Origin of the sequence: Microbacterium sp., assembly GCF_041641055.1 — a bacterium.
Lineage (GTDB): Bacteria > Actinomycetota > Actinomycetes > Actinomycetales > Microbacteriaceae > Microbacterium.
The window spans coordinates 35,786-59,550 of sequence record NZ_JBEPZB010000002.1 but is presented as its reverse complement, the minus strand read 5'-3'; the positions used below and the strand labels follow the sequence as shown (position 1 = coordinate 59,550).

The window sequence follows — 23,765 nt, the reverse complement described above, 5'->3', positions numbered from 1 at the left end:
GGGATGAAGTGAAGATCACACCGGTGCGTCATGCGACATTGCTCATCGAAGTGTCCGGCTTGACCGCCCTCGTAGACCCAATGCTCGGCGCGAGCGGAGTGCATTCGTCTTCGGAATGGGTTGCCGACCGCCAGCCGGAGGACCTTTTGGTCGGGCTCGGCGTGCCCCTGAGTGCGCTCCTCTCCCCCGACGTCGTGGTCGTGACGCATACGCATCCAGACCACTGGGATGCTGCCGCCGCGTCATTGCTTTCACGGGAGGTCCTGATTCTTGCACAGAGCGATGAGGACGCTGAACTACTCCGAGGCCAGGGATTCGTCCGAGTGACGGTCCTGGACGACGAGATCAAGATCGGAGGTGTCTCCTTTGTGCGCACCGACGGCCAGCATCCAACAGAGGATGGCATGCGCGCCGAACTTGACGACGATGACGCGATGGGAGTTGTGATTCGGCATCCTGACGAACCGGTACTGTACATCGCTGGCGACACGATCATGCACCACGAGGTGCGTACTGCGCTGATCCATCATCGCCCAGACCTGATCATTCTGAATACCGGAGGACGTCGCGCCGATCAGACATCTCGCGCCCTCATGAACGCGGGGGACATTATCGACGTGCTGCGGTTCGCACCTCAGGCCCGGGTCATAGCCGTACACATGGGTGCGTTGCCCGAATACTCGACCAGTCGCGATGACGTCCGACGGCTCGCAGAAGACCGCGGGCTGACCGACAGCATCTTGGCACCGGAGAATGGCGAGTCCCTTGTGTTCTCTCTCATGTGACTCATCCTGAGCGGCACTTCCAGCCGGAAGCGTATTATCGACACATGGCGATGGAAGAAGACGGCGGGGTCGCCGCTTGGGCTGAAGAAGTGTCTGCGATGTCGGCGATGGCCGGGTTGTTCCAGAGCTTCAGCGATCCGTCTCGCCTGGTGATCCTCCGTCACCTACAGTTCGGAGAGCACCGAGTAGTCGATCTGACGGCGCATCTGGGGCTCTCTCAGAGCACCGTCTCCAAGCATCTCGTGAGCCTCAAAGAGGCAGGCCTGGTGGTATCGCGCCCCGAAGGTCGGGCGTCGATGTACTCGCTCCAGCACCCGGAAGGTCTCGTCGAGCTTTTCGCGGCGGTTGAGGCATTCCTGAAGTCACGGGCGGACGCGCGGTGAGGCCCTAGGCCGACGCGCGTGGATCAGTCGATCTGCCCGATCGATTCGCGCTTCTCGGCCTGGAACTGGTCCTCGGCACGTCCTCGCGCCCAGTAGGCGGAGATGGAGAGCATCTCGCGGGGAACATCGTGACCACGCAGGATCGTTCGCACACGTTTGATGCACTCCCGCTCGCCATGGGCGAAGACCTGAGGTGCTCCGTCCTCCCACCTCATCTCTTCCAGTGCGGCGAGCAAGTCTTCGTCCGACAGTACCCAGGTGATAGCGATCCCCGATGGCGCTGGCGGTAGCACGCGGTCTGCGGAGTCGCCCACAGAAATCAGGACATGGCCGCGGACATCTTCGGGCATCGACTCGATGGCGCTGGACAGCGCGGGCAGGGCGGTGTGGTCGCCGATCAGCAGGTGCCAGGGGGCGGTGGTGTCGGGGCGGTACTTCCCGCCGGCTCCGGTGAGCACGAGGGTGTCTCCCGGGCGGGCGTTGCGGGCCCACGGCCCGGCGACTCCGTGTGTGCCGTGGATGACGAAGTCGATGGACAGCCACCGTTCGTCGACGTTGGAGGCGCGCACGGTGTAGGTCCGGCGGCTCGGTACCTTGTCCGGGGAGGTGGCGCGCAAGGCTTCGAGATCGTAGGGCGGGGTCAGTCCATGCTCGGGATCGGCAAGCAGCAGCTTCACGTAGCGGTCGGTGAAGATGTTGTCCTCGTAGGCGTCGAAGCCATCGCCTCCGACGGTGATCCTGATGAGGTTCGGGCTGATCTCGTCCACGTGCTGGACGGTGAGGATCGCCTGGGGGCGTGCGGGACGCGTGTGCGGTCTGATCATTGTGCTGGTCCTTCTTTCAGGTGAGCATGAGGTGAGCGTGCGGCGGCGGCCGGTGGGTCAGCGCGCGGGTCGTCGATCGGGACGATCAGCGGACATCCGCGGGTGGGGTGTTCGGTGACGAGTACGGGCTGCCGGTAGACCCGCTGGATGGTGTCAACGGTGAGCACGTCCCTCGGCGAGCCGTCGGCCACGATGCGCCCCTGCTCCATGAGCACGACGCGGTCAGCGTACGCTGCCGCGAGGTTGAGGTCGTGCAGGACGACGATGACGCAGGCCCCTTCATCGCGCAGTTGACGCGCTTGCCGGAGGACTGCTTCCTGGTGGCGCAGGTCGAGAGCGGCCGTCGGTTCATCCAGGAGCACGATGGGCGTGGTTTGGGCGAGTACGCGCGCGAATGCCGTTCGTCCCATCTCACCTCCGGACAGCGTCTGCACGTCCCGGTTGGTCATGTGCGACATCTCCACCGTCTCGATCGCGGAGGAGACGATCTGCTCGTCTCGCTCGTGGTCGGGTGGATACGAGAGACGGGCGAGGCGAACGATCTCGGTCACGGAGTAGGAGAACCGGACGGCGTGGTCCTGCGGGAGCACTGAGCGTCGGCGGGCGAGCTCTTTCGGGGAGAAGGAGGACACCGGTCGCTCGTCGAGCATGACCCGTCCGCGTTCGGGTTGCACGTCGCCGGCGAGAACGCTGAACAGGGTCGACTTGCCGGCGCCGTTCGGTCCGATGAGCGCGGTGAGGACGCCGCCGTGCAGGTCGAGGTCGACGTTGTCGAGGACGACGGTGCCGCTGTAGCTGAGGCGGATGCCGTGTGCGGACACGGTGGTCATGCGCGCATCTCCGTTCTGCGGCGGGCGAGCAGCCAGAGGAAGAAGGGTCCGCCCACGATGCCGGTGAACAGGCCGATGGGGATCTCCGATGGAGGGTTCAGGGTGCGTGCGCCGATGTCGGCGAGGACGATCATAAGTGCTCCGCCGAGCGCGCTGATCGGCAGCAGCCAGCGGTGGACCGGGCCGACGGCGAGTCGGACGATGTGCGGGACGACCAGTCCAACGAACCCGATCGAGCCCGCCAGCGCGACCGCTGCTCCCACAACGAGAGAGGTGGCGATGACCAGCAGCAGCCGGGTGCGTTTCACGTGCAGCCCGACATGCTGCGCCTGTCGTTCGCCGAGCGCGAGGACGTCCAGCGGCTTCGCGAGCAGCACCAGTAGGATCGCACCGAACACGAAGAACGGCAGCCCTGCCGCGAGGGAGTCCCAGCTGGCACGGTTGAGCGAGCCCATCGACCAGAACGTGATCGCCTCGAGTTCGGTGGACGAGGCGATGTAGGTGAAGAACCCGTTGACCGAACCCGCAACCGCCGTCACCGCGATCCCGACGAGCAGGATTTGCACGGTGCCGCCCCTGCGGCCAGGGCGGGCGAGCACATAGATGAGCGACGTGGTGAGCATCCCTGCGACGAAAGCCGCCGCCGGCACCGTCCACGTGCCCAGGAACTGCAAGCCCAGTACGATGGCGCCGATCGCGCCGAGCGAGGCTCCGCTGGTCACGCCGATCACGCCAGCATCGGCGAGCGAGTTGCCGAACAACCCCTGCAGGGACGCGCCCGCGATCGCGAGGCATGCGCCGACCATTGCCGCCAGCAGCACGCGAGGCATCCGCACGTCCCACACGACCGCCGCCTGACTGGCCGGGATGTCTCCGGCGTCGGCCCACCCCATCCCCACGGCAAGGGACCGCAACACCTCAGCCGGGTTGAGGCTGAGCGGTCCCACGCCCACCGCGACGATCATCGCTGCCAGAAGCAGGATCGCTACGAGGCTGATCACGAGTATGCCGCGGGGGCGGCGGACCATTCCTTCCTGGTCCGCTGCCTTTCCCGAGACGCTCACAGTTCAGGAAACAGCGCTGCCTGCAGTGTCAGCACTGCACGGCCCGTGGACACGCCCGAGAACGCGATCTCCGTATCGCCCAGGACGATCAGCGCCTTTGTGTCGGCCGCCGGCACGGCGGAGAGTCCCGGAACCGTCGTCCAGATGCCATCTTCGCCGCCGAGGTCTGCCAGCTCGCTGTCACGGACAATGATGATGTCCGGCTTCGCGGCGATCAGTCCCTCGGCCGTGATCGACTGGTAGCGGTCCAAGCCGGATTCCGCACCTGCGTTGCGGGCACCCGCCGCGACGATGATCTCGTGCGCAGGCGTCGATTGGCCCGCCGCGGTCGTGGCCCCGCTGTCGCCCGCACCGGACGACGAGATCACCATGACGCTGGGGCGATCCTCATCCGGAATTCCGGTTGCGTTGTCTCTCGCCGCGTCGATCTGCGCTTCCACCGCTGACGCAAGCTCGTCACCAGTACTCGCAACCCCGAACACCTCCGCCGTCTTGCGGATCTTGTCGGGTGCAGGCTGGCTCGTGTCGATCAACACGGCGGGAACGCCCACCGCACGCAGCCCGGCGACAAGATCGCCATGTCGACGCAGGTTGTCGGCGACTACGAGAGTCGGCTCCAACGCAACAATGCCCTCAACGGTAAGGGGCCCCTGCCCTGCGGTGGTGACCCGTGTGTCGGCCTGCGAAGCGAGGTCCTGGAGCAGGGACTCCTCCGGCGTGATTGCTATTGTGTCGCCCACCCCCAACGCATGCGCGATCTCCAGGGTGGCATCGTCGAGCACCATGACCCGCTCCAGACTCGACACTTCCACCTCAGCCCCATCATCTCCGGTGAACACCACGGGCAGCTCCGGCGTGCCGGGGTCCACAGTGGGAACCGTGATCTCTGCAGGCGCCTGCGCAGTTTCCTGTGCCCCCTCCGTCGTCGGCTGCGCTGATGTGCACCCGACGACAGTCAGTCCGAGTCCTGCTGCGATCAAGATCGCGATCGCCCGCTTGATTCCCACGTTTACGCTCCTTCGAAGTAGGAAACCTCGGTGTGCGAGGTATTAGGCAACCCTAACCTATATTCGATGTCAGGAGGACAGCCTGCGGTGATCTGGGATGATCGTTGAGTGCGCTCAACCCTGCGCACAACGTCGAGGGCGGTCGAGGAGGATGCAATGGAAGACGTTGACGCTGCTCGACTGTCGCGCGTGATCGTCGAGCTTCGTCGCGCTCAGCGCATTCACAATGCAGCACCATCCCCTGTCCCGCGGTTGACCATGATGCAGAAAGAAGTCCTGGGGTGCGTCGCCGCCGCTCCCGGCGTGGGAACCTCGGCCATCGCGCAGTCGCTACACCTGAAACCCAACACGGTCAGCGGGGTGGTCAGCGTCTTGGTTCGACTCGGCTACCTGGAGCGCTCCACAGATGTTCGCGATCGCAGGGCCACACGCTTGCTCTTGACCGAGAAGGCCCGACACGCAAGCAGTCTGCGATGGGAGGGACGCGCTGATCGCATTTCTGCTGGGCTGGCGCATCTCGACGATACCCAGAGGGCCGCTATTCAGCTCGCACTCCCCGCACTCGAGTCACTGCGAGACGCGCTGGGGCCGGGGACCCCGTAGGCGCTCCTCGTTCTTGCGATCGGGCCGGGCGCATACGTCGCAGAAGCCCCAAGCCGGCCCACGGCCCGCGCTTCGACGCGCCGAGCGGGCGTTCAAGCATGAGTAGTGCGTTAACAGCACGCATCGCTGGTGCGACAGGCGAGACGTCGCTGACCCGCACGCGCAGTAGAGCACACCCCACTGCCGAAACCGCGCGATCATCGTGGAGGACGACGGAATATGTGACACACTCATTGCGTTACACGCATTACTTGTCACTTATTGAGAGGGGTCCTCGTATGAGCACCGCACCGAGCCGTGAGAGGGCGTCACTGGGCGCATCCTCGCGCGGCACCACGAAAAGATCCGCCGGGCTTGTCATCGCCCTCGCCTTCGTCGCGCTCGTCTTCGACGGTTATGACCTGGTCGTCTACGGCACGATCGTCCAGTCCATCCTCGATTATGAGGCGTGGGGACTCACGACCGCGGAGACCGGCGCCATCAATAGCCTCGCGCTGGTAGGCATGGCGCTCGGGTCCCTGACCGTGGGGTACCTCACCGACCTGATCGGGCGCCGCAAGGTACTGATCGGGGCCGTCGCCTTCTTCTCCGTGCTCATGATCGCCACGGCGCTGGCGCCCACGCCGGAACTCTTCGGCCTGTTCCGCTTCCTCGCGGGTATCGGGCTCGGTGGAGTGATCCCGACTGCGGTCACCGCAACGGTCGAATTCTCGAGGCCGGGGCGCAAGAACTTCAACAACGCGCTGATGTTCTCCGGGTACTCGGTCGGTGGCATCATTGCGGCGCTGCTAGCAATCTGGCTGGTCGACTCGATCGGCTTCCGTGGGATGCTCTCCATCGGCGCTCTGCCGCTGGTGACGATCCTTCCGCTGCTGATCTTCTTCTTCCCGGAGTCTCCGGCTTACCTTCGGGCCAAGGGGCGCATCGCCGAGGCGGACCGGATCATCCAGCAGTACGGCCTGGCGCCCGTGGCATCCGCACCGGCGACGACGGCGATCTCGGTGACGGACGGGTCCCCCCGTCAGCGGAACCCGCTGCTGGCGATTTTCACCGGCCGCTGGGCGCTGATCACCGTAGTGTTTCTCATCGCCGCAATCGCCGGTCAGATCCTCATTTACGGGCTGAACACCTGGCTGCCGAAGCTGCTGACAATCGCCGGCTACTCGCTGACCTCGTCGCTGACGTTCCTCCTTGTCACCAACGCCGGAGCTGTGGTCGGTTCGCTGATCGCCTCACCGCTGGCGGATCGTTTCGGCGCGAAGCGCGTCGTGTCCGTCTCCTTCGCCCTCGCCGGCACAGCACTGTTCCTCATGGCGCTGGGCTTCCTTCTCGGAGACGGCAGCGGGTTCCCGCTCGCTGTGACGTACCTGCTGGTGGGCGTCGTCGGCTTCGGCTCCATCGGTGCACAGATCCTGCTCAACGGGTTCATCGCCACCTCGTACACCGATGCGACACGCGGAACAGCGCTGGGCACAGTTCTGGCCGTCGGACGCGCCGGCGCCGCAGTAGCCATCGTCCTCGGCGGAGCACTCATCGCCGCAGAGCTGTCGAACTTCGTCAACTTCGCCGTGTGGGCCATTCCGGCACTTGTCGGCTCCGTGATGGTACTCAGCGTCCCACGCCGCAGGGAGTAGGCCAGCACACCGGTCTTCTTGACGGAGGGCGACGCGCAGTGCGTGTGCCCTCCGTCAAGACGACGCTACGGCGATGGCGCCCCAAATGTGGCGTCGACGAACGCCTGCGCGCCTCGGCGCAGACAACTCTCCGCCCGGTGATAGATCTCAAGAGCTTGCTGAGCCGGCCAGCCGGCCGGCTGCAGGGCCCGCGGCAAGCGGGGGTCGTGGCTCGGAAAGTGCCTCCAGTCGCTGATGATCTCCACCCGAGCGCGGAAGGCAGCGTCCGGTGCGGATGGCTCACAGTCCGCGGCGAGTCCGCCCCACCGTTCGAGGAACGCCCGATAGCCGCCTGCGATCTCGTCGAGCTCCCAACATTTGTCGACAAGTTCCAGGTCTTCGGTCAGGCCACCGGTCGAGGCGTTGAGCACGACGATCGTTGGGTCATCATGGCAGCCGAGCATGCGGTGCATGCGTTCGCGATCGTCATGCGGACTTACCCATGTGGTCGCGTTGAGCTGACCGAAGCCGTCGTCGAGGAGAATCCTCTTGAGCTTCTCTCTTCGACCACGCTCAGCTTCGGGAATCTGGTAGAGCACGATCGTCCACGTGCCAGCCCATTTATCGGACGCGAGGCGGTAGCTTCGCGCCCGGTCCTCGTCCAAAGCTGAACGGTACTCATCCGACGCCCGATAGATGGTCTCTCGGCCGATGCGCCGTGAGAAGAGCAGGCCTTCGCGACGCATGCGTGCGACTGTTGCGCGCACGGTCGCAGGTTCTATTTCGAGCGCCGCAAACAGTGTCGATAGCCGGGATAAGTGAACACCTTCATCGGGAATGTACTCGTCGAAGACGACACCGACGACGTCTCGAGCGTGCACGCAACTCCCCTCCCTGCGGTCCTATCGCACCGGGTGTCGACCCAGGATGCACAGAACGTTGCGCCGACACAGCGCCCATCCTAACGGGACGCACCGCATCGAACACCTCACCGAGACACAGCCATGGGCGGGCACCGCCGGACACCATGCGGCTTCAGTCCCGGGCGCCGCTGATCTCATCGACGCCATTCTCTGCGATCACCCTGACGGTGGGAATGAGTCGTTCGATCGCCACTCTTCCTGTCGTGCCCGCTGTGACTTTCGCACCTTCATACAAGGCCAACAGAACTTCGGAAGCTCTGCGACGGTCAAGCACGGAAGCACCGCACACATGATTCTGGAAGAACTCGAGCACGATGTTCCGATACTCGTCCGCGATCTCGACGGCGTGGCTTTCTTCGCTCAGGTGCTCACTGGTCGCGCCCGCGAACCGACAGCCGAGATAGTTGCCCGTGCTCGCCATATCGGCGGCTTCCTCAAACAAGGCGGTGATAGCTCGCGGCGATCCGACATGGGCGCGCGTGAGGTCCGCGAGATGGTCACGTACACGGTCCAGATGGTGCCGCAGATAAGCCTCGATGAGCGCGTCTTTCGACGGGAAGTGTGCGTACAGGGTCGCCTTGGCGACGTGTGACTCTTCAAGGATCCGATCAATACCAACAGCCCGTATCCCGTGATCGTAGAACAGGTCACTGGCGGTCGCCAGAAGCCTCTCCCGCGCAGGGGTGCGCCGCGATGCCGTCGTCATGAACTTGACAATACCAGACAGAACTGTCTAGTGTCGTGGCTATCGTACAGAACTGTCTGTTCATATTGTGGCAAGGAGCACAGATGTCAGTGAATCGAGAAGGGTCCACATACGATCTCGTCGTTATCGGTGGAGGGTCAGCGGCGTCCGCGGCGGCGGCCGAGGCGCTTCGCCTCGGCAAGTCGGTCGCGAAGGTGCAGGATGGCCCGATCGCGGGCACATGCCTGAACGTCGGATGCATACCGTCCAAGACGCTTCTGATCGCGGCGGCGGATCATGCCCGCGCCAGGCGGGCGAGATTCCAGGGCGTGAACACATTCGCAGGGACCGTTGATCTGCGGGCACTCGTGGCGGATAAAGAAGACTTCCTCGACACGTTGCGGCGAAATCAAGTCGAGGCGGCGAAGACGGCAGGTTTCGCGGACTACCGCGGCCGGGCCTCCTTCGTTGCCGACCACACCACTGAGCTGGTCCGAATTCGGATCGACACGCCGGATGGTGTCGAGGAACTGCAGGGCTCGGAAGTGATCATCGCGACCGGTGCTGACTCATTCATCCCCCCGATCCCGGGGCTCGATTCGATCGACTATCTCACTTCGGCGTCAGCGATGGCCTTGGAGACCCTCCCGGCGTCGCTGCTCGTCATTGGTGGGAACGCGATCGGCCTCGAGCAGGCGCAGCTCTTCTCCGACCTCGGCACCCGGGTGACGGTCATTGAGATTGCGGCACGAATCGCGCCGCTCGAAGACCCAGAGATGTCAACAGCGCTACAGGGCGCGCTCGCATCGCAGGGCATGCAGTTCGTCACGAACGCACATGTCTCTGAGGTGAGCCGTACCCAGGAGGGCGTTGTGATGCGCCTTCGCGTGGACGGGCAGCAGCGGGAATTGACGGCCGACGCGGTGTTGGTCGCAACGGGACGGCGCCCTCTGACCGACTCCCTCAATCTCGGTGCCATCGGGATCGAGACCGGTTCACGCGGCGAGGTGCCCGTCGACGAAAACCTGCGCACCGTCCATCCGCACGTCTGGGCGGCAGGCGACGTGACGGGTCAGGCACAGTTCGTCTATGTCGCTACCGCCCAGGGTCGAGCTGCCGCCGCGAACGCCCTGGGCAATAGTGCGCTGGCACTCGACTACGCGAACCTGCCGCGCGTCACGTTCACGTCTCCTCCGATCGCATCTGTGGGCCTGACTGCGGCCCAGGCTATGGAACAGGGCATCGAGGTGGACGTGCGCCGACTGGACATGGCATGGGTGAGCCGAGCGCTCGTAAACCGTGAAACCGACGGGTTGCTGAAGCTGGTCACAGACCGCGCGAGTGGTCGTATCATCGGTGCGCAGATGGTCGGTCACGAGGCCGGCGAGATCATCGCAGCGGCGGGATTCCTGGCATCCGCGGGTGTGACCGTGCAGCAGCTCGGCGACGCCTGGGCGCCGTATCTCACGATGATGGAATCGCTCCAGCTCATCGCCCGCACGCCGGCAGAATGAGCGCGAGGCGCCGTGCGGCGAGGAGTGCGAGGAGCGCGGTACCCCTCCTCGCCGCACGGCGTAACTCTCGGTGACACGGTGGGCGATCGTCTCGACACGCGCCGACGCTGCATGGTTTAGAATCTACGCATGCATGCAGAAACATCTGAAGAGCACACTGATCCCCACAGCGAATTCGTCGAGATCGTGGCCGAGGTGTTCCGCCTGCTCGCGGATGCGACACGGATCCGGGTGATCCTGGCGCTGAAGTCGGGGGAACTGTCCGTGAATGAGCTTGCGGAGATCGTCGATCGGCCGGCGCCCGCCGTGTCGCAGCATCTCGCGAAACTGCGCTGGAGCAAGCTCGTACGAGTGCGTCAAGAGGCGACGCGAATGTACTACTCACTCACCGATGATCATGCGCTGCGACTGATCACCGAGGCGATCCTGCAAGCGGAACACACGGTTGAGGATGCGCCGAGGCACCACGCATGATCGGTGTGCTGCGCAACGGCACCTATCGTGCGCTGTTCTTCGCACAGGTGATCGCACTCGTCGGTACGGGACTTCTGACTGTTGCGCTCGGGCTGCTCGCTTTTGAGATCGCGGGCGAGGCCGCGGGGTCCGTGCTTGGGACCGCGCTGACGATCAAGATGGTCGCCTATGTGGGCGTTGCTCCGTTGGCGGCGGCGCTGGTCGATCGTCTGCCGAAGAAGGCTGTCCTGGTCGGTGCGGATGTCATCCGGTTCGGCATCGCGCTGATGCTTCCGTTCGTTCAAGACACCTGGCAGATCTATCTGCTGGTGTTCGTGTTGCAGTCGGCGTCGGCGACGTTCACTCCTGCGTTCCAGTCGTTGATCCCGAGCGTGCTTCCCGACCCTCAGCAGTACACTCGAGCGCTGGCTTTGTCGCGGCTCGCGTATGACCTCGACTCCATCCTCAGCCCGCTTATCGCGGCGGCACTGCTGACGTTGATCGCCTACAACGATCTATTCGTGGGAACGGCAGTGGGCTTCGCCGTCTCGGCCGCCCTCGTGCTCATCGCCCGGCTCCCGGTCCTCCCCCGGGAGGGCTCGGGGTCGACATTCTGGGAACGGCTGCCCACGGGGCTCAAAGTCTTCGCTCGCACTCCCAGTCTCCGTTTTCTGATGGCGGCCAACGTCGTGGTCGCGGCGGGAACCGCGATCGTGTTGGTCAACTCGGTCGTGTATGTGAAGGGAGTGTTTGGGCTCGGTGATGCCTCTCTGGCCCTCGCACTCGGAGCCTACGGCGCGGGCTCCCTCGTGATCGCGCTGAACGTGCCATGGATCGTGGACCGGATCGGCGTGCTCCGCACGATGAGCGCCGGAGGATGGGCTCTCACTGCAGGCATGGTCTGTGCCGTGGCGATGACGATCGTCGCGACGACGACCGGGACGGGGTGGTGGATGCTCCTTGCGACCTGGGCGCTCCTAGGTGCAAGCACGTCACTGATCAACACGCCCTCGTCGCGCCTGCTCGCAGACGCATCGATTCCGGAGAATCGCAACCTCGTCTACACGGCACAGTTCGCCCTGTCCCACGGCTGCTTCCTGATCAGTTACCCGGTTGCGGGGTGGCTGGGAGCGATCGGTCTTCCGGTCGCGGCGTTCGCCCTGCTTGGCCTCGCGGTCGTCGGTCTCGTCGCGGTGACGCTGCTGCGCAGGCCAGCCGAACGGGTGAACGCGACCAGCGGGCTGAGCAGTGCCACCGGCAGTTGACTCTCTTGCGCCTATCGCTCAACTCAGGCGTGTTGTGACGGCGTCGCCGTGCGCCCACAGCCCCTCTGCGGCTGCCAGAGCAACAACCGTGGGCGCGGCGGCCCGAAGCCCTGCCAGCTCGTAGGCGATGATCTGCGTCGGGCGGAGGAAGGTCATCACCGACAAGGCCGCGGAGTGCCGAGAGCTCCCGCCGGTCGGGAGCACGTGATTCGAACCCGCGGCATAGTCTCCCAGTGACACCGGGGACCAGGGCCCGATGAAGATCGCACCCGCGTTGCGGACTCGGGCGGCGATCGACTCAGCGTCACGAGTCATGATCTCCAAGTGCTCCGGGCCATAGCGTGCACAGAACCCGACGGCGTCGTCCAGGCCGTCGACGATGGCGATGAACGACTGCGGGCCCGCCAGAGCACGACGCGCACGGTCACGATTGCGTGCGTTCCGTGTCTGCGCCTCGACCTCCTCGGCGACTGCGGTGGCGAGAGAAGCCGAGTCGGTCACGAGCACCGAGGCGGCATCTTCCGAGTGTTCGGCCTGGCTCAGCAGGTCAGCCGCGACGAAGACGGGATCCGCCGTGTCATCCGCGATGATCATGACCTCGGTGGGCCCCGCGACCGAGTCGATACCCACTGTCTGCTGCACCAGTGACTTCGCGGCGGCAACGTATGCGTTGCCGGGGCCTGTGATGATGTCCACGGCACGAACACCATCGCCGTTCGGCCCCGTCAACCCGAACGCCATTGCCGCGATCGCCTGGGCACCACCCACAGCGATCACCTCGGTGATGCCGAGCCGATAGCAGGCCGCCATCACCGGCGCGGGGGGCAGGCCGGTCCGCCGATCGGGCGGACACGCGACCACGATCGACTCGACGCCCGCCACCTGCGCGGGAACAGCATTCATAATCACGCTCGACGCGTACGCCGCCTTGCCTCCGGGCACATACAGCCCCGCTCGCTCCACAGGCCGGTACTCCTGCCGCACACTGGCGCCGCGACCGTACTCCGTCGCACTGGCGACCGGGAGCTGTGCGCGATGCGCTCGCTCCACCCGGTCCACGGCGTCGTCGACGGCCCTCCGAAAGCCCTCGGACTGCAGAGACCATGCGTCTTTCAACGCGACAGCGGGTGTTCTCAACCATTCCGGACGCAGCCCATCGAACTGCTCGGAATAGTCCAGTACGGCATCGCGACCCCGCGTGCGCACCGCGTCCACGATCTCCGCCGCACGCTGCAGAACGTCTTCCACCCCGCTCCCGCCTCGCTCGACGGGCAAGCGCCCGCTCTGACCTCCGCGGGCATCTCGGATCTGGATCACTTCTGCTCCTCCCCTCAATCCGCCGTCCGGTGGACGACTCGCACCAAATACGCTAATCTGCGTTTCTACGTGTATACGCATATTATAGGTAATCAGGAACCACGTGGAAAGCGAGATCGCATGGACAGCACGCCCCAACCACCCCGCACGCACTCGGAGGCCCCCTCCGCAGAGCACTCCCACGCGGACAACGCCCACGATCACGCGCACAACGACGCCGGGCGCGGCGATCACTCCCACGGAAGCGGAGCATGGGCGCAGTTCAAGCACGCGATCACACCGCACTCGCATGACGCGATGGAGAAGATCCAGACAGCGGAAGAAGCCCGCAACGACGGCATCCGAACCGCCTGGATCGGGCTGGCCGGAATGCTCACGGTGGCCATCGCCCAGATCTTCATCGTCGCGATCTCAGGCTCGATCGGCTTGCTGGCCGACACGGTGCACAGCTTCGGGCACGCCGTCACCACCATCCCACTGGTGATCGCCTTCCGGATCGGAGCCCGGCGTGCCACCGAGCGATATCCCTACGGCTACCGTCGCGCCGAAGACGTCGTGGGAATCTTCATCGTCTTCATCATCTTCCTCACCGCCGTGTACATCGGCTACGAAGCCATCAACGCACTAGTCAACCCGCGACCGCTGACCAACCTCGGATGGGTGTTCGCCGCGGGCATCGTCGGTTTCCTCGGCAACGAGATCGTCGCGGTCTACCGGATCCGCGGAGGCAAGCGGATCGGGTCCGCCGCGCTGATCGCCGAAGGGCAGCACGCGCGAGCCGACGGATTCACCTCACTCGCGGTCGTCGTCGGCATCAGCCTGGCCTGGCTCGGATTCCCGCAGGCGGATGCGATCGTGGGGTTGTTCATCGCCGTCGTGATCTTCGGAATCATGCTCAGCTCCCTGAAGTCGATCCTGAACCGCCTCATGGACGGCGTCGACAAAGGACTCATCGCCCAGGCGACCAATCTGGTTCGCGAGGTCCCCGGCGTTCGAAGTGCCACGGTCCGAGCCCGCTGGAGCGGACACCGCCTGCTCGTGGAAGCGTTCATCGAGGTCGACCCCGACCTGTCGCTCACCGAGAGCACAATGATCGCAGACGACGTGCGCACGACGCTCAAGACGAGCCTGCGCAGCGTGGAATCCACCACCGTTGAGTTCACCCCGACGACAGCAGCACACCCACACGAACACTAAGACCGCGCTCGCCGTCCGACGATCCAACGGACGGCGAACGCGGCGCGCAGCATGGAACGGAGCATCCTTGTGGACAGTACTGCCACGCCCGCCATCACCCCCGAAGACGCCGACGTCGCACGTGCGGTGCGCGTGCTGGCCCTTCTCGCTGAACCGACGCGCTTCCGAATCATCCTCGCTACCCAATACGGACCGATGTCCGTCAACCACCTCGCCGACATCGTGGAACGCTCCCCCGCCGCCGTATCGCAGCATCTCGCCAAGCTGCGGGCCGCAGGACTGGTCCGACGCGAGTCCCACGGAAACCAGGCCTTCTACTCAGCCGTCGACGAGCACGCCATCGCCATCGCCCACGCTGTCGCTATGCAAGCCGAGCATCATGCCGACGGCACTTCTTCTCAGCACCACGCGGGTGAAAACCCTACCTAGCGAGGAGGGCCGGGCTTGTCTGTGCTTCTTGAGGTTCGTGATCAGCCCAACAGCGTGAACGTGCAACGAGGATCGGGCAGAGCGAGGCGGGTACATTCTCCGGTCCGGAGAAGCGACAGTTCCCGGCTTTCGACCACGATTGAACTAAGACCGACAACAGCACCTGATCGGCCGTTGCCCTCCCGATGCGAACTATCCAAATGCGACGGGCGGAGTCAGCTCAGACAAGGACGGTTTGGGGATGACTAGAGCAGTTCCCAATGGGGCATCTGAAGGACATTGTGCAGTGGCACCCGTGGTGCGACTGATCGCTGTCGAATCGACGCGCACCCTCCCGACGAACCGTGTTGTGTTTGATGACGCCCGGATCATTCATGTCATGGAGGGAGCAACCGAGGTCGAGACCGCGGATACCAGATTCTTGCTTGAAGCTGGCGCCTCGCTCGCGATTGGTGGAGGACGCTGGTGCTCGATGCGTCCGCGCCTCCGCGCGAGGATGTGGGACATCTATATCGACGAGAGCTTCCTGCGTGCACAGTTGGCGCTGCTCTTGCCAGACAGAACCCGTGTCCAGCGAGGGTTCCACCCACATGAATGGAACGGCGGGCCTCTGTCACTCTCGCCGGGCGTCGCACGACTACAACGTCTTGAACCCCTCTGGCAACAGATGAGACTCCTCCCCGGCCGCGCCCATCTCCCTGAGGTCGCGGCCGCTCGCAATGTAGAACTGTTCGCACGCTGGATGAGCATCGTCGCACCTACCTTCCTCGCCGGGGAAGTGACCGATGATCCTTCTCCATCGACGGCGCAGGTCCAGAGCGCGGTTCGCGGACGCATCACCGACACAGCCACCCTCGGCTCCGTTGGACGCGCCGTGTGGCTGTTGCGAGAACGGATGCGTGAGCCGTGGACACTGACCACTCTGTCGGACTCTGTAGCGTTGTCACGCGCCCATCTGACACGTCTGTTCACCCTTCGCACGGGTATCTCTCCCATCCGATTCCTCACAGAGGTCAGACTCACTGAGTTCACGCGACTGATCGAGGAAACTGAGCTTTCGATCTCTTACGCCGCGCAGACGGTCGGCTGGCGTGATCCACGGATCGCTTCGGCGTGGTTCGTCCGCCGCTTCGGCGTCACTCCTTCGAAGTATCGGCTCACCCCGCACCCGCATCACACCACTCGTGAGGCACGAGTGCGCAACACGCCGTGAGAATCGAGAACCATGTGACAAACACGTGAACTCGATACTTGACTCGTGATTCTCGTTCGTTAACGCGGACCAATCCTTTTCAACTCGACAGCGAAAGGCGTGGCAGGTACATCGGATGGGATACGTCGGGTTCATCAGCGAGCCTGCCGGTCACGATCATTGTTTACTCCCCGTCTCATCCTCCTGACCCTCCCGGCGCACCTCATGGTCGCACGGGTCGGAGGCTTACGCCGTCGGCCTCATCTGAAGGAGGCCGATGATGGCAACGATCGGGACGTCACGGGATGCTTGGGATGCAAAGCTCGAACATCTCCATATGCAACTCTCGGCTGCGGTCGATCAGCTCGTCTCGGGTGCCGACTGGACGCGGGCGCTCGAGTTCGCGGCTCGGTTCCGGTCGCGGTCGTTCGGGAACACGCTGCTGATCTGGGCTCAGCATCTCGATGCCTTTGAGGCCGGGCGGGTGTCTTCGCCGGAGCTGTGCTATGTCGCCGGATACCGGCAGTGGCAGTCGTTGGGTCGTCAGGTTGAGAAGGGGCAACCGGGCTACATGATCTTCGCCCCGGTGACGGGCCGGTTCGCGTCCTCGACTCCGCAGGACTCGTTGTCGTGGCGCCGGTTGGGGCGGTTCGAGAAGCCGAAGCCGGGCGAGGCGGTGCGTTCGCGGATGGTGGGCGCGAAGCCGGCCTATGTCTGGGACGTGTCGCAGACCTCGGGCGATCCGATCCCCGAGCGCGCTGCGTCTGTCCTGCTGGAAGGCGATGCGCCCGAGGGTCTGTGGGAGGGCTTGGCCGGGCTGGTGGAGGCCGAAGGATTCGCGGTGCTGCGGGTCGAGCACGCCGGACTGATCCACGGCGCGAACGGCCTGACCGATTACATGAATCGCACGGTCTCAGTGCGGATGGACATGGACGATGCCGCGCAGGTGAAGACCCTTGCTCATGAGCTCGCGCATGTGCGCCTGCACGGCCCCGACAACCCGGATGCGACAGGGCATCGCGGGATCGGGGAGGTGGAGGCGGAGTCGGTGGCGTTGATGATCGGCGCCGCGCACGGCATGGATACCAGCTCGTACACGATCCCGTATGTGTCGGGGTGGGCGGGGACGGTGAAGGACAAAGACCCCGCGGAGGTGGTGCAGGCCACCGGCGAGCGGGTCCGCAAGACCGCCGGGGCGATCCTCGACGCCCTCCCGACCGTGCAGCTCGGCGGAGGTGACCCGCCCGGCCTGAACCGCGACGCCCTGCGCACCGAACGTCCCGCCCGGGCGGAGCGCACGGCGGCGCCGCGGGTGGAGCCGCCTCGGGCGTCTCGGGTAGCGGATGCCGCGGTGAGGGGCTTGTGATGCGGGCCGTGTCGCTGTTCACCGAGGCCGCGGGCCTGCCGTTGCCGGCGGCTGCGGCACGGTTCGCCGCCTTCGGGGTGCCGGTGTTCCCGTGCGTGCCGGGCGGCAAGCGCCCCCTGACCGGGCACGGCTTCCACGACGCGAGCACCGATCCCGCCCAGGTGTCGGCGTGGTGGCGACGGTGGCCGGGCGCGAACATCGCCGTCCCGACGGGTGCGGCGTCTGGGCTGGTGGTGGTGGATGTGGACGTGCACGGGCCGGTCGACGGGCGGGCGAGCTTCCGCCGTGCCCGCGACGCCGGGCTGGTCGAGGGTTGGGAGCTGCTGGTGCGCACCCCCACCGGCGGCATGCACGCCTACTACCCGGCGACACCGGGCACCGCACAACGATCCTGGCAAGCCGGGCGCGCAGGAGTCGATTTCCGTGGCGACGGCGGCTACATCGTCGTCCCGCCTTCGACCCGACCCATCGGCGCCGCCACGGTCGGATACCGCATCCTCCAGGTCGTACACGATCCGGGACGCGAGCTGGACGCGGGCAGGTTGCGGGACTTCCTCGACCCCCGGCCGCCGATCCGCCCTCGCCCGGGCGGCAGGCAGTCGGCGGGGCGGGAGGATGCGGAGCGGTTGGCGCGGTGGCTGGACCGGCAGGACACTGACCGCAATCTCAAACTGTTCTGGGCCTCGTGCCGACTGGCCGAGGGCGGCGTCCCGTTCGCTGATGCTCTCGATGCGGTGCTGACGGCCGTGAAGTCGGACTTCGGGCCGCGGGAGATCACCGCGACCGTCCGGTCCGCCTACCGCGCCGTCCACCCCGGTTCTGTCAGGCGCACGACGACCTCCCCGACGCAGGGCGCGTCACCGGTAGGAGCCGGCTGGTTCGACCGCCGCCCCTCCCCGGGCCGGCCGGCCGTGCCGAGGAGGGGGCTGTGATGGCGACGCAGGCGGGGAGGCGGTGGGCGGTGGTGACCGCGGCAGGCGGGACGGTGTTCATCGCCGCCGGAGCGTTCTGGCTGTCCTTCACCGCCTTGGCGGACCTGGCCCGCCGTTCCGGGATCGAGGCGGGGCAGGCGTGGGCGTGGCCGCTGATCGTGGACGGCATCATCGTCGTCGCAACCGTCGCCGTGGTCGCCCTGGCTGGGCACCGCCAGGCGTGGTACTCGTGGGTGCTGCTGGTCGCCGGCGCGGTGGTGTCGGTGACGGCCAACGCGATCCATGCCGTCGTCGCCGCGGACGCCGACGTGCCGGCGGTGCTCGCCGCGTCCGTTGCGGCGGTGCCCCCGCTGGTGCTGCTGGCGATCACCCACCTCACCGTCATCCTCACCCGCCCCGCCCCTACACACGCATCCGATCTGTCTGCCGACCCACCGACAGCGCCTGTCGCCGACTCGGGCCATGCGGTGATGCCGTCCGTCCCGTTGGCGGCGGCGGTGTCGCGGGGTGAGGGGCGTGAGGCGGCGGTGTTGCTGCGGCAGCAGGAGGGGTGGTCGAACAAGCAGATCGCCCGCCGCCTGGGCGTGCACCCGTCCACGGTGGGCCGCTGGTTCGCCCGGCCGGCGCTGACCGGCCCCGACTCGGAGGAGACGACATGAACGACGACAACCAGACCCCGGCCACGCACGGGCAGCACCGCGCGCCCGTCCGTCACGGCCACCGCGATGAGTCGGCGACGACGCCCGAGGAGCCGCGGCGGGGCGGGGACGGGGAGGTGTCGGTACTGGCCCGGCACGGCGACCCGTCTGTGACGCACGCGAAGGCCGACGCGGGGGCGGGGCGGCGGCGGTCGGGGGTGGAGTGGGTGCGGCCCACCGATCTGCTGGCTGCGCGGACGGGCAGGGTCGCCGGGCAGGGCATCGACTTCCATGCCGAGCTCGCCCGCCGCACCCGCCGCGCACCAGGACAGGCGTACCGGGGTGCGCGCACCGTCGCCCGCTCAGGGTCACGAGTGGTCAGCGAGCGGGTACGCCGCCTGCCTCCGGTGACCGCGTTCGGTCGCGGCGGGAGCCCCCGGCACTCGTGGGTGTCGCGGTCCGGGATCGGGTTGGGGTAGCCGTGTCCACCCCCGATGAGTCAACGCGCGCGAGGACGGGTGGGAGTCAGGGTGCACCTGCTGTGCAGGAGGTTGTGTGATGACACCGGAAAGTCCCCGCGAACAGCGGGCGAGATTCGAGGACTCGGAGGCGCTGCGCGCTCTCCTGAACCGTCTGCACGAGGCAGGCAAGGGCGCGTGGCGACACGACCCGGAGGCCGCCTTGCTGATGCGGCATGCCGCCGACAAGTACGCCGCCCTCGCCAAGAAGCACGGCCTGGACCCGTGGGAGGCCGCCTCGGCCGCGTTCGAGGCCATGCGGGGAGCGGCGACCCGCCGCGCGGATGACCCGTGGGCGGTGGTCACCCGCGCGGTTCAGGTGACATGCATCGGCGAGGAACGCGGCAACGGGCTCCTGTGCTCGGTGCACCAGGCCCGACGCCCCCGCTACTCGGTGTTCCACGACGCGGAGCGGTTCAGCGACCGGGAGAACCCACTGCCCGACTACCACCCCGCTTTCCACATCGACCCCTTCGCCGACCCCGACACCGATGAGGAGGACGGCGATGAGGTGGTGCCGGAGCGGGCAGTGAACGTCACCGCCGCGGTGGAGGACACCATCGCGCTGCTGAGCTGGGTCGGCTGGGAGCCGGTGACGGCACGGACCGCGGTGGAGTACATCACCGGCCGGCTCGCGGAGTCCGTCTCGCGGGCGTCGGCGTTCGAGACGCTGCGCCGCGACCGGCAGGCCCGCGCCCTGCTGGACTTGCCGGGCTCGTCGTGGACGACGCTGCTGCGGATCGTGCTCGGCCACCCCGGCCCCGCCTTGTCCGGCACCAACACCGGGCGCGGCCTGTTGCTGCGGCTGCTGAACCGCGAACCTCTCCGCGCGCTGCTGCGCGACGATGACCTCGTGCTCACCGCCGGTCTTGCCGCCCCCGACACCGGGGGCGATCTGCAATGAGCACTCCGCCGGGCGGCCACATCGAGCTGGAGCGGGCCGTGGATGCCATCGGCGTCGGACGCCGGCACCGGCAGGACTACGGCGACCTGGCACCGCTGGTCGATTCGATCCGCCGCAACGGGCTGCTGCAACCGATCACGATCACCCTCGACGGGCACCTGATCTGCGGTGCCCGGCGCCTGGCGGCGATCCGGCAGCTCGGGTGGAAGACCGTCAACCTGTGGGTCCGCTCCGGGGTGTCCGACCGGCTCGGGCAGCTCCTGGCCGAGCAGGACGACAACCTGCTGCACAAACCGCTCACCCAGCTCGAAGCCGCCGCCCTTTACCGGGAGCTCAAAGCCCTCCTGACCGAGGGTGCCACGCTGCGACAGGAGGCCACCCGGTTCCAGCCCGCTGGCACAGGCGAGGAGGACGGTGCCGTTAACTTAACGGCACCGTGGGCGGGCTCTGGGGAGGCGGCGGTGCAGGCCGCGCAGATGGTCACCGGCCGTGACTCGCACACCACGATGGAACGCATCGTCCGCCTCGAAGACCTCGCCGCCGACACCGCCCAGCCCGACGCGGTCCGGCAGCGGGCGACGGAGGAGGTGGAGCGGATCAGAGTCGGCGGGAAGGTCTACCCCGCCCACCTGCGGATGAACGCCGAACTGTCCCTCGCCGAGCTCTACCAGCTCGCCACCGACCCCGCCCAGCCGGCCGAGCTGCGCGAGCAGGCCAGGGCCGAGGCCGCCGGCGTGCGGGCCGCGGAACGGGACGCGCGCGCCGTGGAGCTGGAGCACCTCGCCAAAGACGCGCTCGCCCGCGTGCGAGCCGCGAAGAAGACCGGCCGCAAACCTCGTCCCCGGCTGCCGGCGGTCGAACCGGGTGAGGCGGTGCCGTACCCGCTGACCGTCTTCCTCGCGATCTGGGACGACCTCGCCGGCTGGTGGGCACATCACGATCCCGCCGGGGTCGGCCCGGCGCTCACCGACGAGCAATGGGCACGGTTCGAGGGCACCATCGCCGGCACCGTAGCGTTTGCCGACGCCGCCCGCGCATTCCGGCAGGCCGAGCGCCTGGGCGAACACATCGCCTGACCGGCGCCGACCTGACCGGCCCTCGGGGTGGCGAGGTGCACCTTCCTGGCGACCACTTCTGTCGCCTTCTGGGAGGACCCTCGTATGGACCCCACCGCCCCCGTCGATGATCGTCGCCGCCGCCGTGTGCTGATCGCCCTGATCGCCGGCGGCCTCGCCCTGCTCCTGCTGGTCGGGGTCGGCATCTACGGGCTGCTGCGCGGCCCCGCACCCCGCACCGAACCCGCCCCCGGCACGGCGGCTCCGACCATCACGGCCCCGCCAACCGGAACCTCCCCGGCCGACCCGGTGCCGGTGTCACAGCTCGGCGGGCCGGAGACGTTCGCCCGTCAGGTCGCCCTGGCGCTGTTCGCCTGGGACACCACCAGCGGGTACGGCCCGGCCGACTACGCGCAGGTCATCGTGGATGTCGCCGCCGGCGAGGAGGCGGACGCGCTGGCCGGCGATGTCCGCGCCTACCTGCCCGGCGCGGAGGCGTGGGCGCAGCTCCGACAGCACCAGACCCGGCAATGGCTGAGCATCCAGGAGATGTTCGTCCCGGAGGCGTGGGAGACCGCGACCGGGCAGGCAGCCCCCAGCCAGATACCCGAAGGCGCCGTTGCCTACACCATCGAGGGGACCCGGCACCGGGACGGCACCTGGGGCACCGAACCCGTCGAAGCCTCCCGCCCGGTCGTCTTCACGGTGTTCATCGTCTGCACCCCGGTTGTCACCAACCGAGGGATCACCGGCACGCACTGTGAGCTGCTGCGGCTGTCCCAGCTCGACAACCCCCTGCGATAGACGGGCGGTGTCCTGATGTGGAAGAAACTCGCCGCCCTCGCGGTGGCCCTGCTGTTCCTGGCCCCCTCGATCGTGCTCGTCGGGGTGGCCGCGGTGGTGAACCCGGCGATGACCGCCTGCTCGCCGGGATCGTTCATCGTCGGCCCGATCCCAGACTCCCTGGCCGCCACTACCCGCAACGGCGAGACGATCACCCTGAACAAGACGCAGCTCACTCACGCGGCGACAATCATCACCACGGGCTCGCAGACCGCTGGGGTGGGTCGGCCCGGCGTGGTGATCGCGCTGATGGCCGCGCTCACCGAATCGCACCTGCGGATGCTCGCCAACACCGGCACCTACCCCGAATCGGGGAACTACCCCAACGACGGCAACGGCTCCGACCACGACAGTCTGGGCCTGTTCCAGATGCGCCCGCAATCCGGGTGGGGCACCGTCGCCGACCTCATGGACCCGCAGTATCAGGCGCGCGCGTTCTTCGGCGGCCCCACCGGACCCAACTATCCGTCGCCGCGTGGCCTGCTCGACATCCCCGGCTGGCAGAGCATGGACCCCGGCGAAGCCGCACAAGCCGTCGAAGTCTCCGCGTACCCGGACAGGTATCAGAACTACCAGCCGGTCGTCGAAGCGATCCTCACCACCCTCACCCGACCCACACCCACCGGGGCCGGCGGTGATCCGGTGGTGCCCGAGACCACCAGGATCGTGTTCCCGCTGCCGGAGGGGACGTGGGTGCGCACGAGCCCGTTCGGGTGGCGCATTCACCCGATCACCGGGGAACGCTCCTTCCACACCGGGTCGGATTTCGCCGCCGCGGACGGCACCCCGATCCTCGCCGCCGCAGACGGCGTCGTGGTGCTGGCAGAGTTCTCCGGCGGCTACGGCGGCCTGATCGTCATCGAGCACACCGTCCGAGGTGAGCGAGTCGTGTCGTACTACGCGCACATGTGGGAGCACGGCATCCACGTCACCGCAGGGCAGACGGTCACCGCCGGGCAGCACATCGGCGACGTCGGCTCCTCCGGGCAATCCACCGGGCCACACCTGCATTTCGAGATCCGCCCCGGCGGGCAAGGACAAGAAGCCGTGGACGCGGACGCCTGGCTGACCGAGCACGGCGCCGAAGGCGTCACCGGCGGAGACACCGCCCTCGCCGCCTGCACCGGGGGTGCGTGATGGATGTGTTCCCCGACTTCGGCGGCGTCGGCGGCGCCGCAGACCTGCGGGCGATCGTCGGCGCCCTGCTGATGTTCGTGCTCGTCATCGCGGTGCTCATGCTGATCGTCTGCGCCATCGTGTGGGCGATCGCCTCCAGCAGCGGCAACTACCAGGCCGCCACCAAAGCCCGTACCGGCCTGTTCGTCTCCCTCGGCGCCGCAGCCCTCGCCGGCGCCGGGGTCGCGTGGGTCAACTTTCTCCTCGATGTGGGCGCGGAACTATAGCTGCCGATGGTGTCGAGCCAGT

General features: G+C 66.8%; 26 protein-coding genes. 19 read left to right on the top strand and 7 right to left on the bottom strand.

The window, feature by feature from the left end; translation table 11 throughout:
• Nucleotides 1-8: 8 nt before the first annotated feature.
• Complete coding sequence (locus ACESK8_RS01700; protein ID WP_347125411.1) at nt 9-785, top strand: MBL fold metallo-hydrolase; 777 nt, start codon at nt 9-11, stop codon at nt 783-785.
• Nucleotides 786-829: 44 nt separating this feature from the next.
• On the top strand, nt 830-1,168 hold the full coding sequence (locus tag ACESK8_RS01695; RefSeq protein WP_347125409.1) for a metalloregulator ArsR/SmtB family transcription factor: 339 nt from the start codon (nt 830-832) through the stop codon (nt 1,166-1,168).
• Between the two features lie 23 nt (nt 1,169-1,191).
• Here the strand turns inward: ACESK8_RS01695 and ACESK8_RS01690 are convergent, their stop codons facing one another.
• From ACESK8_RS01690 to ACESK8_RS01675, 4 genes are read right to left on the bottom strand one after another with little or no spacing between them, the layout of a single operon-like run.
• On the bottom strand, nt 1,192-1,935 hold the full coding sequence (locus ACESK8_RS01690; RefSeq protein ID WP_372967016.1) for a siderophore-interacting protein: 744 nt from the start codon (nt 1,933-1,935) through the stop codon (nt 1,192-1,194).
• Nucleotides 1,936-1,988: 53 nt separating this feature from the next.
• Nucleotides 1,989-2,822 carry a heme ABC transporter ATP-binding protein gene (locus ACESK8_RS01685; protein ID WP_372967015.1) on the bottom strand — a complete coding sequence of 278 codons (834 nt, stop codon included), beginning with the start codon at nt 2,820-2,822 and terminating at the stop codon, nt 1,989-1,991.
• On the bottom strand, nt 2,819-3,850 hold the full coding sequence (locus ACESK8_RS01680; protein ID WP_347125403.1) for an iron ABC transporter permease: 1,032 nt from the start codon (nt 3,848-3,850) through the stop codon (nt 2,819-2,821). Before ACESK8_RS01680 ends, ACESK8_RS01685 begins: the two co-directional genes overlap by 4 nt.
• 32 nt (nt 3,851-3,882) lie before the next feature.
• On the bottom strand, nt 3,883-4,893 hold the full coding sequence (locus ACESK8_RS01675; protein WP_372967014.1) for a hemin ABC transporter substrate-binding protein: 1,011 nt from the start codon (nt 4,891-4,893) through the stop codon (nt 3,883-3,885).
• Between the two features lie 156 nt (nt 4,894-5,049).
• Between ACESK8_RS01675 and ACESK8_RS01670 the strand changes: the two genes are divergently transcribed.
• Nucleotides 5,050-5,496 carry a MarR family winged helix-turn-helix transcriptional regulator gene (locus ACESK8_RS01670; RefSeq protein WP_372967013.1) on the top strand — a complete coding sequence of 149 codons (447 nt, stop codon included), beginning with the start codon at nt 5,050-5,052 and terminating at the stop codon, nt 5,494-5,496.
• 278 nt (nt 5,497-5,774) lie between these two features.
• Nucleotides 5,775-7,130 carry an MFS transporter gene (locus ACESK8_RS01665; RefSeq protein WP_347125399.1) on the top strand — a complete coding sequence of 452 codons (1,356 nt, stop codon included), beginning with the start codon at nt 5,775-5,777 and terminating at the stop codon, nt 7,128-7,130.
• A 65-nt stretch (nt 7,131-7,195) separates the two neighbouring features.
• Here ACESK8_RS01665 and ACESK8_RS01660 read toward each other — a convergent pair whose 3' ends face one another.
• Nucleotides 7,196-7,990: a PaaX family transcriptional regulator C-terminal domain-containing protein gene (locus ACESK8_RS01660; protein WP_347125397.1), complete on the bottom strand. Its 795-nt coding sequence runs from the start codon at nt 7,988-7,990 to the stop codon at nt 7,196-7,198.
• A 154-nt stretch (nt 7,991-8,144) separates the two neighbouring features.
• A complete protein-coding gene (locus tag ACESK8_RS01655) occupies nt 8,145-8,738 on the bottom strand; it encodes a TetR/AcrR family transcriptional regulator (RefSeq protein ID WP_347125395.1) in 594 nt (197 codons plus the stop codon).
• An 83-nt stretch (nt 8,739-8,821) separates the two neighbouring features.
• Between ACESK8_RS01655 and merA the strand changes: the two genes are divergently transcribed.
• The 3 genes from merA to ACESK8_RS01640 all read left to right on the top strand — a co-directional run bounded on the left by merA (nt 8,822) and on the right by ACESK8_RS01640 (nt 11,949).
• Nucleotides 8,822-10,231, top strand: a complete 1,410-nt coding sequence (merA, locus tag ACESK8_RS01650) for a mercury(II) reductase (protein ID WP_347125393.1) — start codon at nt 8,822-8,824, stop codon at nt 10,229-10,231.
• 129 nt (nt 10,232-10,360) lie between these two features.
• On the top strand, nt 10,361-10,705 hold the full coding sequence (locus tag ACESK8_RS01645; protein WP_347125391.1) for a metalloregulator ArsR/SmtB family transcription factor: 345 nt from the start codon (nt 10,361-10,363) through the stop codon (nt 10,703-10,705).
• Complete coding sequence (locus ACESK8_RS01640) at nt 10,702-11,949, top strand: MFS transporter (protein ID WP_347125389.1); 1,248 nt, start codon at nt 10,702-10,704, stop codon at nt 11,947-11,949. The genes ACESK8_RS01645 and ACESK8_RS01640 overlap by 4 nt, the downstream gene beginning before the upstream one ends.
• An 18-nt stretch (nt 11,950-11,967) precedes the next feature.
• On the opposite strand, the gene hisD is transcribed toward ACESK8_RS01640, so the two are convergent.
• The gene (gene hisD / locus ACESK8_RS01635) at nt 11,968-13,506 is read right to left on the bottom strand and encodes a histidinol dehydrogenase (protein WP_372967012.1); all 1,539 of its coding nucleotides are present in this window, start codon (nt 13,504-13,506) and stop codon (nt 11,968-11,970) included.
• 57 nt (nt 13,507-13,563) lie between these two features.
• Between hisD and ACESK8_RS01630 the strand changes: the two genes are divergently transcribed.
• The 12 genes from ACESK8_RS01630 to ACESK8_RS01575 all read left to right on the top strand — a co-directional run bounded on the left by ACESK8_RS01630 (nt 13,564) and on the right by ACESK8_RS01575 (nt 23,743).
• Entirely contained in the window at nt 13,564-14,463 is a 900-nt protein-coding gene (locus ACESK8_RS01630; RefSeq protein WP_372967011.1) for a cation diffusion facilitator family transporter, read from the top strand.
• Between the two features lie 51 nt (nt 14,464-14,514).
• Nucleotides 14,515-14,892 (top strand): ArsR/SmtB family transcription factor, encoded by a 378-nt coding sequence (locus ACESK8_RS01625; protein ID WP_372967010.1) that lies wholly within the window; start codon nt 14,515-14,517, stop codon nt 14,890-14,892.
• A gap of 295 nt (nt 14,893-15,187) precedes the next feature.
• Entirely contained in the window at nt 15,188-16,105 is a 918-nt protein-coding gene (locus tag ACESK8_RS01620) for a helix-turn-helix transcriptional regulator (RefSeq protein WP_372967009.1), read from the top strand.
• 256 nt (nt 16,106-16,361) lie between these two features.
• Nucleotides 16,362-17,450 (top strand): ArdC family protein, encoded by a 1,089-nt coding sequence (locus ACESK8_RS01615; protein ID WP_372967008.1) that lies wholly within the window; start codon nt 16,362-16,364, stop codon nt 17,448-17,450.
• On the top strand, nt 17,450-18,382 hold the full coding sequence (locus ACESK8_RS01610; RefSeq protein ID WP_372967007.1) for a bifunctional DNA primase/polymerase: 933 nt from the start codon (nt 17,450-17,452) through the stop codon (nt 18,380-18,382). The genes ACESK8_RS01615 and ACESK8_RS01610 overlap by 1 nt, the downstream gene beginning before the upstream one ends.
• Nucleotides 18,382-19,041 carry a DUF2637 domain-containing protein gene (locus tag ACESK8_RS01605; RefSeq protein WP_347125377.1) on the top strand — a complete coding sequence of 220 codons (660 nt, stop codon included), beginning with the start codon at nt 18,382-18,384 and terminating at the stop codon, nt 19,039-19,041. The genes ACESK8_RS01610 and ACESK8_RS01605 overlap by 1 nt, the downstream gene beginning before the upstream one ends.
• Nucleotides 19,038-19,499, top strand: a complete 462-nt coding sequence (locus tag ACESK8_RS01600) for a hypothetical protein (RefSeq protein ID WP_347125375.1) — start codon at nt 19,038-19,040, stop codon at nt 19,497-19,499. Before ACESK8_RS01605 ends, ACESK8_RS01600 begins: the two co-directional genes overlap by 4 nt.
• A gap of 79 nt (nt 19,500-19,578) precedes the next feature.
• The gene (locus tag ACESK8_RS01595; RefSeq protein ID WP_347125373.1) at nt 19,579-20,442 is read left to right on the top strand and encodes a hypothetical protein; all 864 of its coding nucleotides are present in this window, start codon (nt 19,579-19,581) and stop codon (nt 20,440-20,442) included.
• A complete protein-coding gene (locus tag ACESK8_RS01590; RefSeq protein WP_347125371.1) occupies nt 20,439-21,518 on the top strand; it encodes a ParB N-terminal domain-containing protein in 1,080 nt (359 codons plus the stop codon). The genes ACESK8_RS01595 and ACESK8_RS01590 overlap by 4 nt, the downstream gene beginning before the upstream one ends.
• Before the next feature lie 84 nt (nt 21,519-21,602).
• Nucleotides 21,603-22,301 carry a hypothetical protein gene (locus ACESK8_RS01585; RefSeq protein ID WP_347125369.1) on the top strand — a complete coding sequence of 233 codons (699 nt, stop codon included), beginning with the start codon at nt 21,603-21,605 and terminating at the stop codon, nt 22,299-22,301.
• A 15-nt stretch (nt 22,302-22,316) separates the two neighbouring features.
• Nucleotides 22,317-23,477: a M23 family metallopeptidase gene (locus ACESK8_RS01580; RefSeq protein WP_347125367.1), complete on the top strand. Its 1,161-nt coding sequence runs from the start codon at nt 22,317-22,319 to the stop codon at nt 23,475-23,477.
• Complete coding sequence (locus ACESK8_RS01575; RefSeq protein WP_347125365.1) at nt 23,477-23,743, top strand: DUF6112 family protein; 267 nt, start codon at nt 23,477-23,479, stop codon at nt 23,741-23,743. The genes ACESK8_RS01580 and ACESK8_RS01575 overlap by 1 nt, the downstream gene beginning before the upstream one ends.
• Nucleotides 23,744-23,765 lie beyond the last annotated feature (22 nt).

Coding starts and splice junctions, on each gene's coding strand:
- ACESK8_RS01695 (WP_347125409.1), top strand. CDS start 830: ATGGCGATGGAAGAAGACGGCGGGGTCGCCGCTTGGGCTGAAGAAGTG.
- ACESK8_RS01685 (WP_372967015.1), bottom strand. CDS start 2,822: ATGACCACCGTGTCCGCACACGGCATCCGCCTCAGCTACAGCGGCACC.
- ACESK8_RS01680 (WP_347125403.1), bottom strand. CDS start 3,850: ATGGTCCGCCGCCCCCGCGGCATACTCGTGATCAGCCTCGTAGCGATC.
- ACESK8_RS01670 (WP_372967013.1), top strand. CDS start 5,050: ATGGAAGACGTTGACGCTGCTCGACTGTCGCGCGTGATCGTCGAGCTT.
- ACESK8_RS01665 (WP_347125399.1), top strand. CDS start 5,775: ATGAGCACCGCACCGAGCCGTGAGAGGGCGTCACTGGGCGCATCCTCG.
- ACESK8_RS01655 (WP_347125395.1), bottom strand. CDS start 8,738: ATGACGACGGCATCGCGGCGCACCCCTGCGCGGGAGAGGCTTCTGGCG.
- merA (WP_347125393.1), top strand. CDS start 8,822: ATGTCAGTGAATCGAGAAGGGTCCACATACGATCTCGTCGTTATCGGT.
- ACESK8_RS01645 (WP_347125391.1), top strand. CDS start 10,361: ATGCATGCAGAAACATCTGAAGAGCACACTGATCCCCACAGCGAATTC.
- ACESK8_RS01640 (WP_347125389.1), top strand. CDS start 10,702: ATGATCGGTGTGCTGCGCAACGGCACCTATCGTGCGCTGTTCTTCGCA.
- ACESK8_RS01630 (WP_372967011.1), top strand. CDS start 13,564: ATGGAGAAGATCCAGACAGCGGAAGAAGCCCGCAACGACGGCATCCGA.
- ACESK8_RS01625 (WP_372967010.1), top strand. CDS start 14,515: ATGGAACGGAGCATCCTTGTGGACAGTACTGCCACGCCCGCCATCACC.
- ACESK8_RS01615 (WP_372967008.1), top strand. CDS start 16,362: ATGATGGCAACGATCGGGACGTCACGGGATGCTTGGGATGCAAAGCTC.
- ACESK8_RS01610 (WP_372967007.1), top strand. CDS start 17,450: ATGCGGGCCGTGTCGCTGTTCACCGAGGCCGCGGGCCTGCCGTTGCCG.
- ACESK8_RS01605 (WP_347125377.1), top strand. CDS start 18,382: ATGGCGACGCAGGCGGGGAGGCGGTGGGCGGTGGTGACCGCGGCAGGC.
- ACESK8_RS01600 (WP_347125375.1), top strand. CDS start 19,038: ATGAACGACGACAACCAGACCCCGGCCACGCACGGGCAGCACCGCGCG.
- ACESK8_RS01595 (WP_347125373.1), top strand. CDS start 19,579: ATGACACCGGAAAGTCCCCGCGAACAGCGGGCGAGATTCGAGGACTCG.
- ACESK8_RS01590 (WP_347125371.1), top strand. CDS start 20,439: ATGAGCACTCCGCCGGGCGGCCACATCGAGCTGGAGCGGGCCGTGGAT.
- ACESK8_RS01585 (WP_347125369.1), top strand. CDS start 21,603: ATGGACCCCACCGCCCCCGTCGATGATCGTCGCCGCCGCCGTGTGCTG.
- ACESK8_RS01580 (WP_347125367.1), top strand. CDS start 22,317: ATGTGGAAGAAACTCGCCGCCCTCGCGGTGGCCCTGCTGTTCCTGGCC.
- ACESK8_RS01575 (WP_347125365.1), top strand. CDS start 23,477: ATGGATGTGTTCCCCGACTTCGGCGGCGTCGGCGGCGCCGCAGACCTG.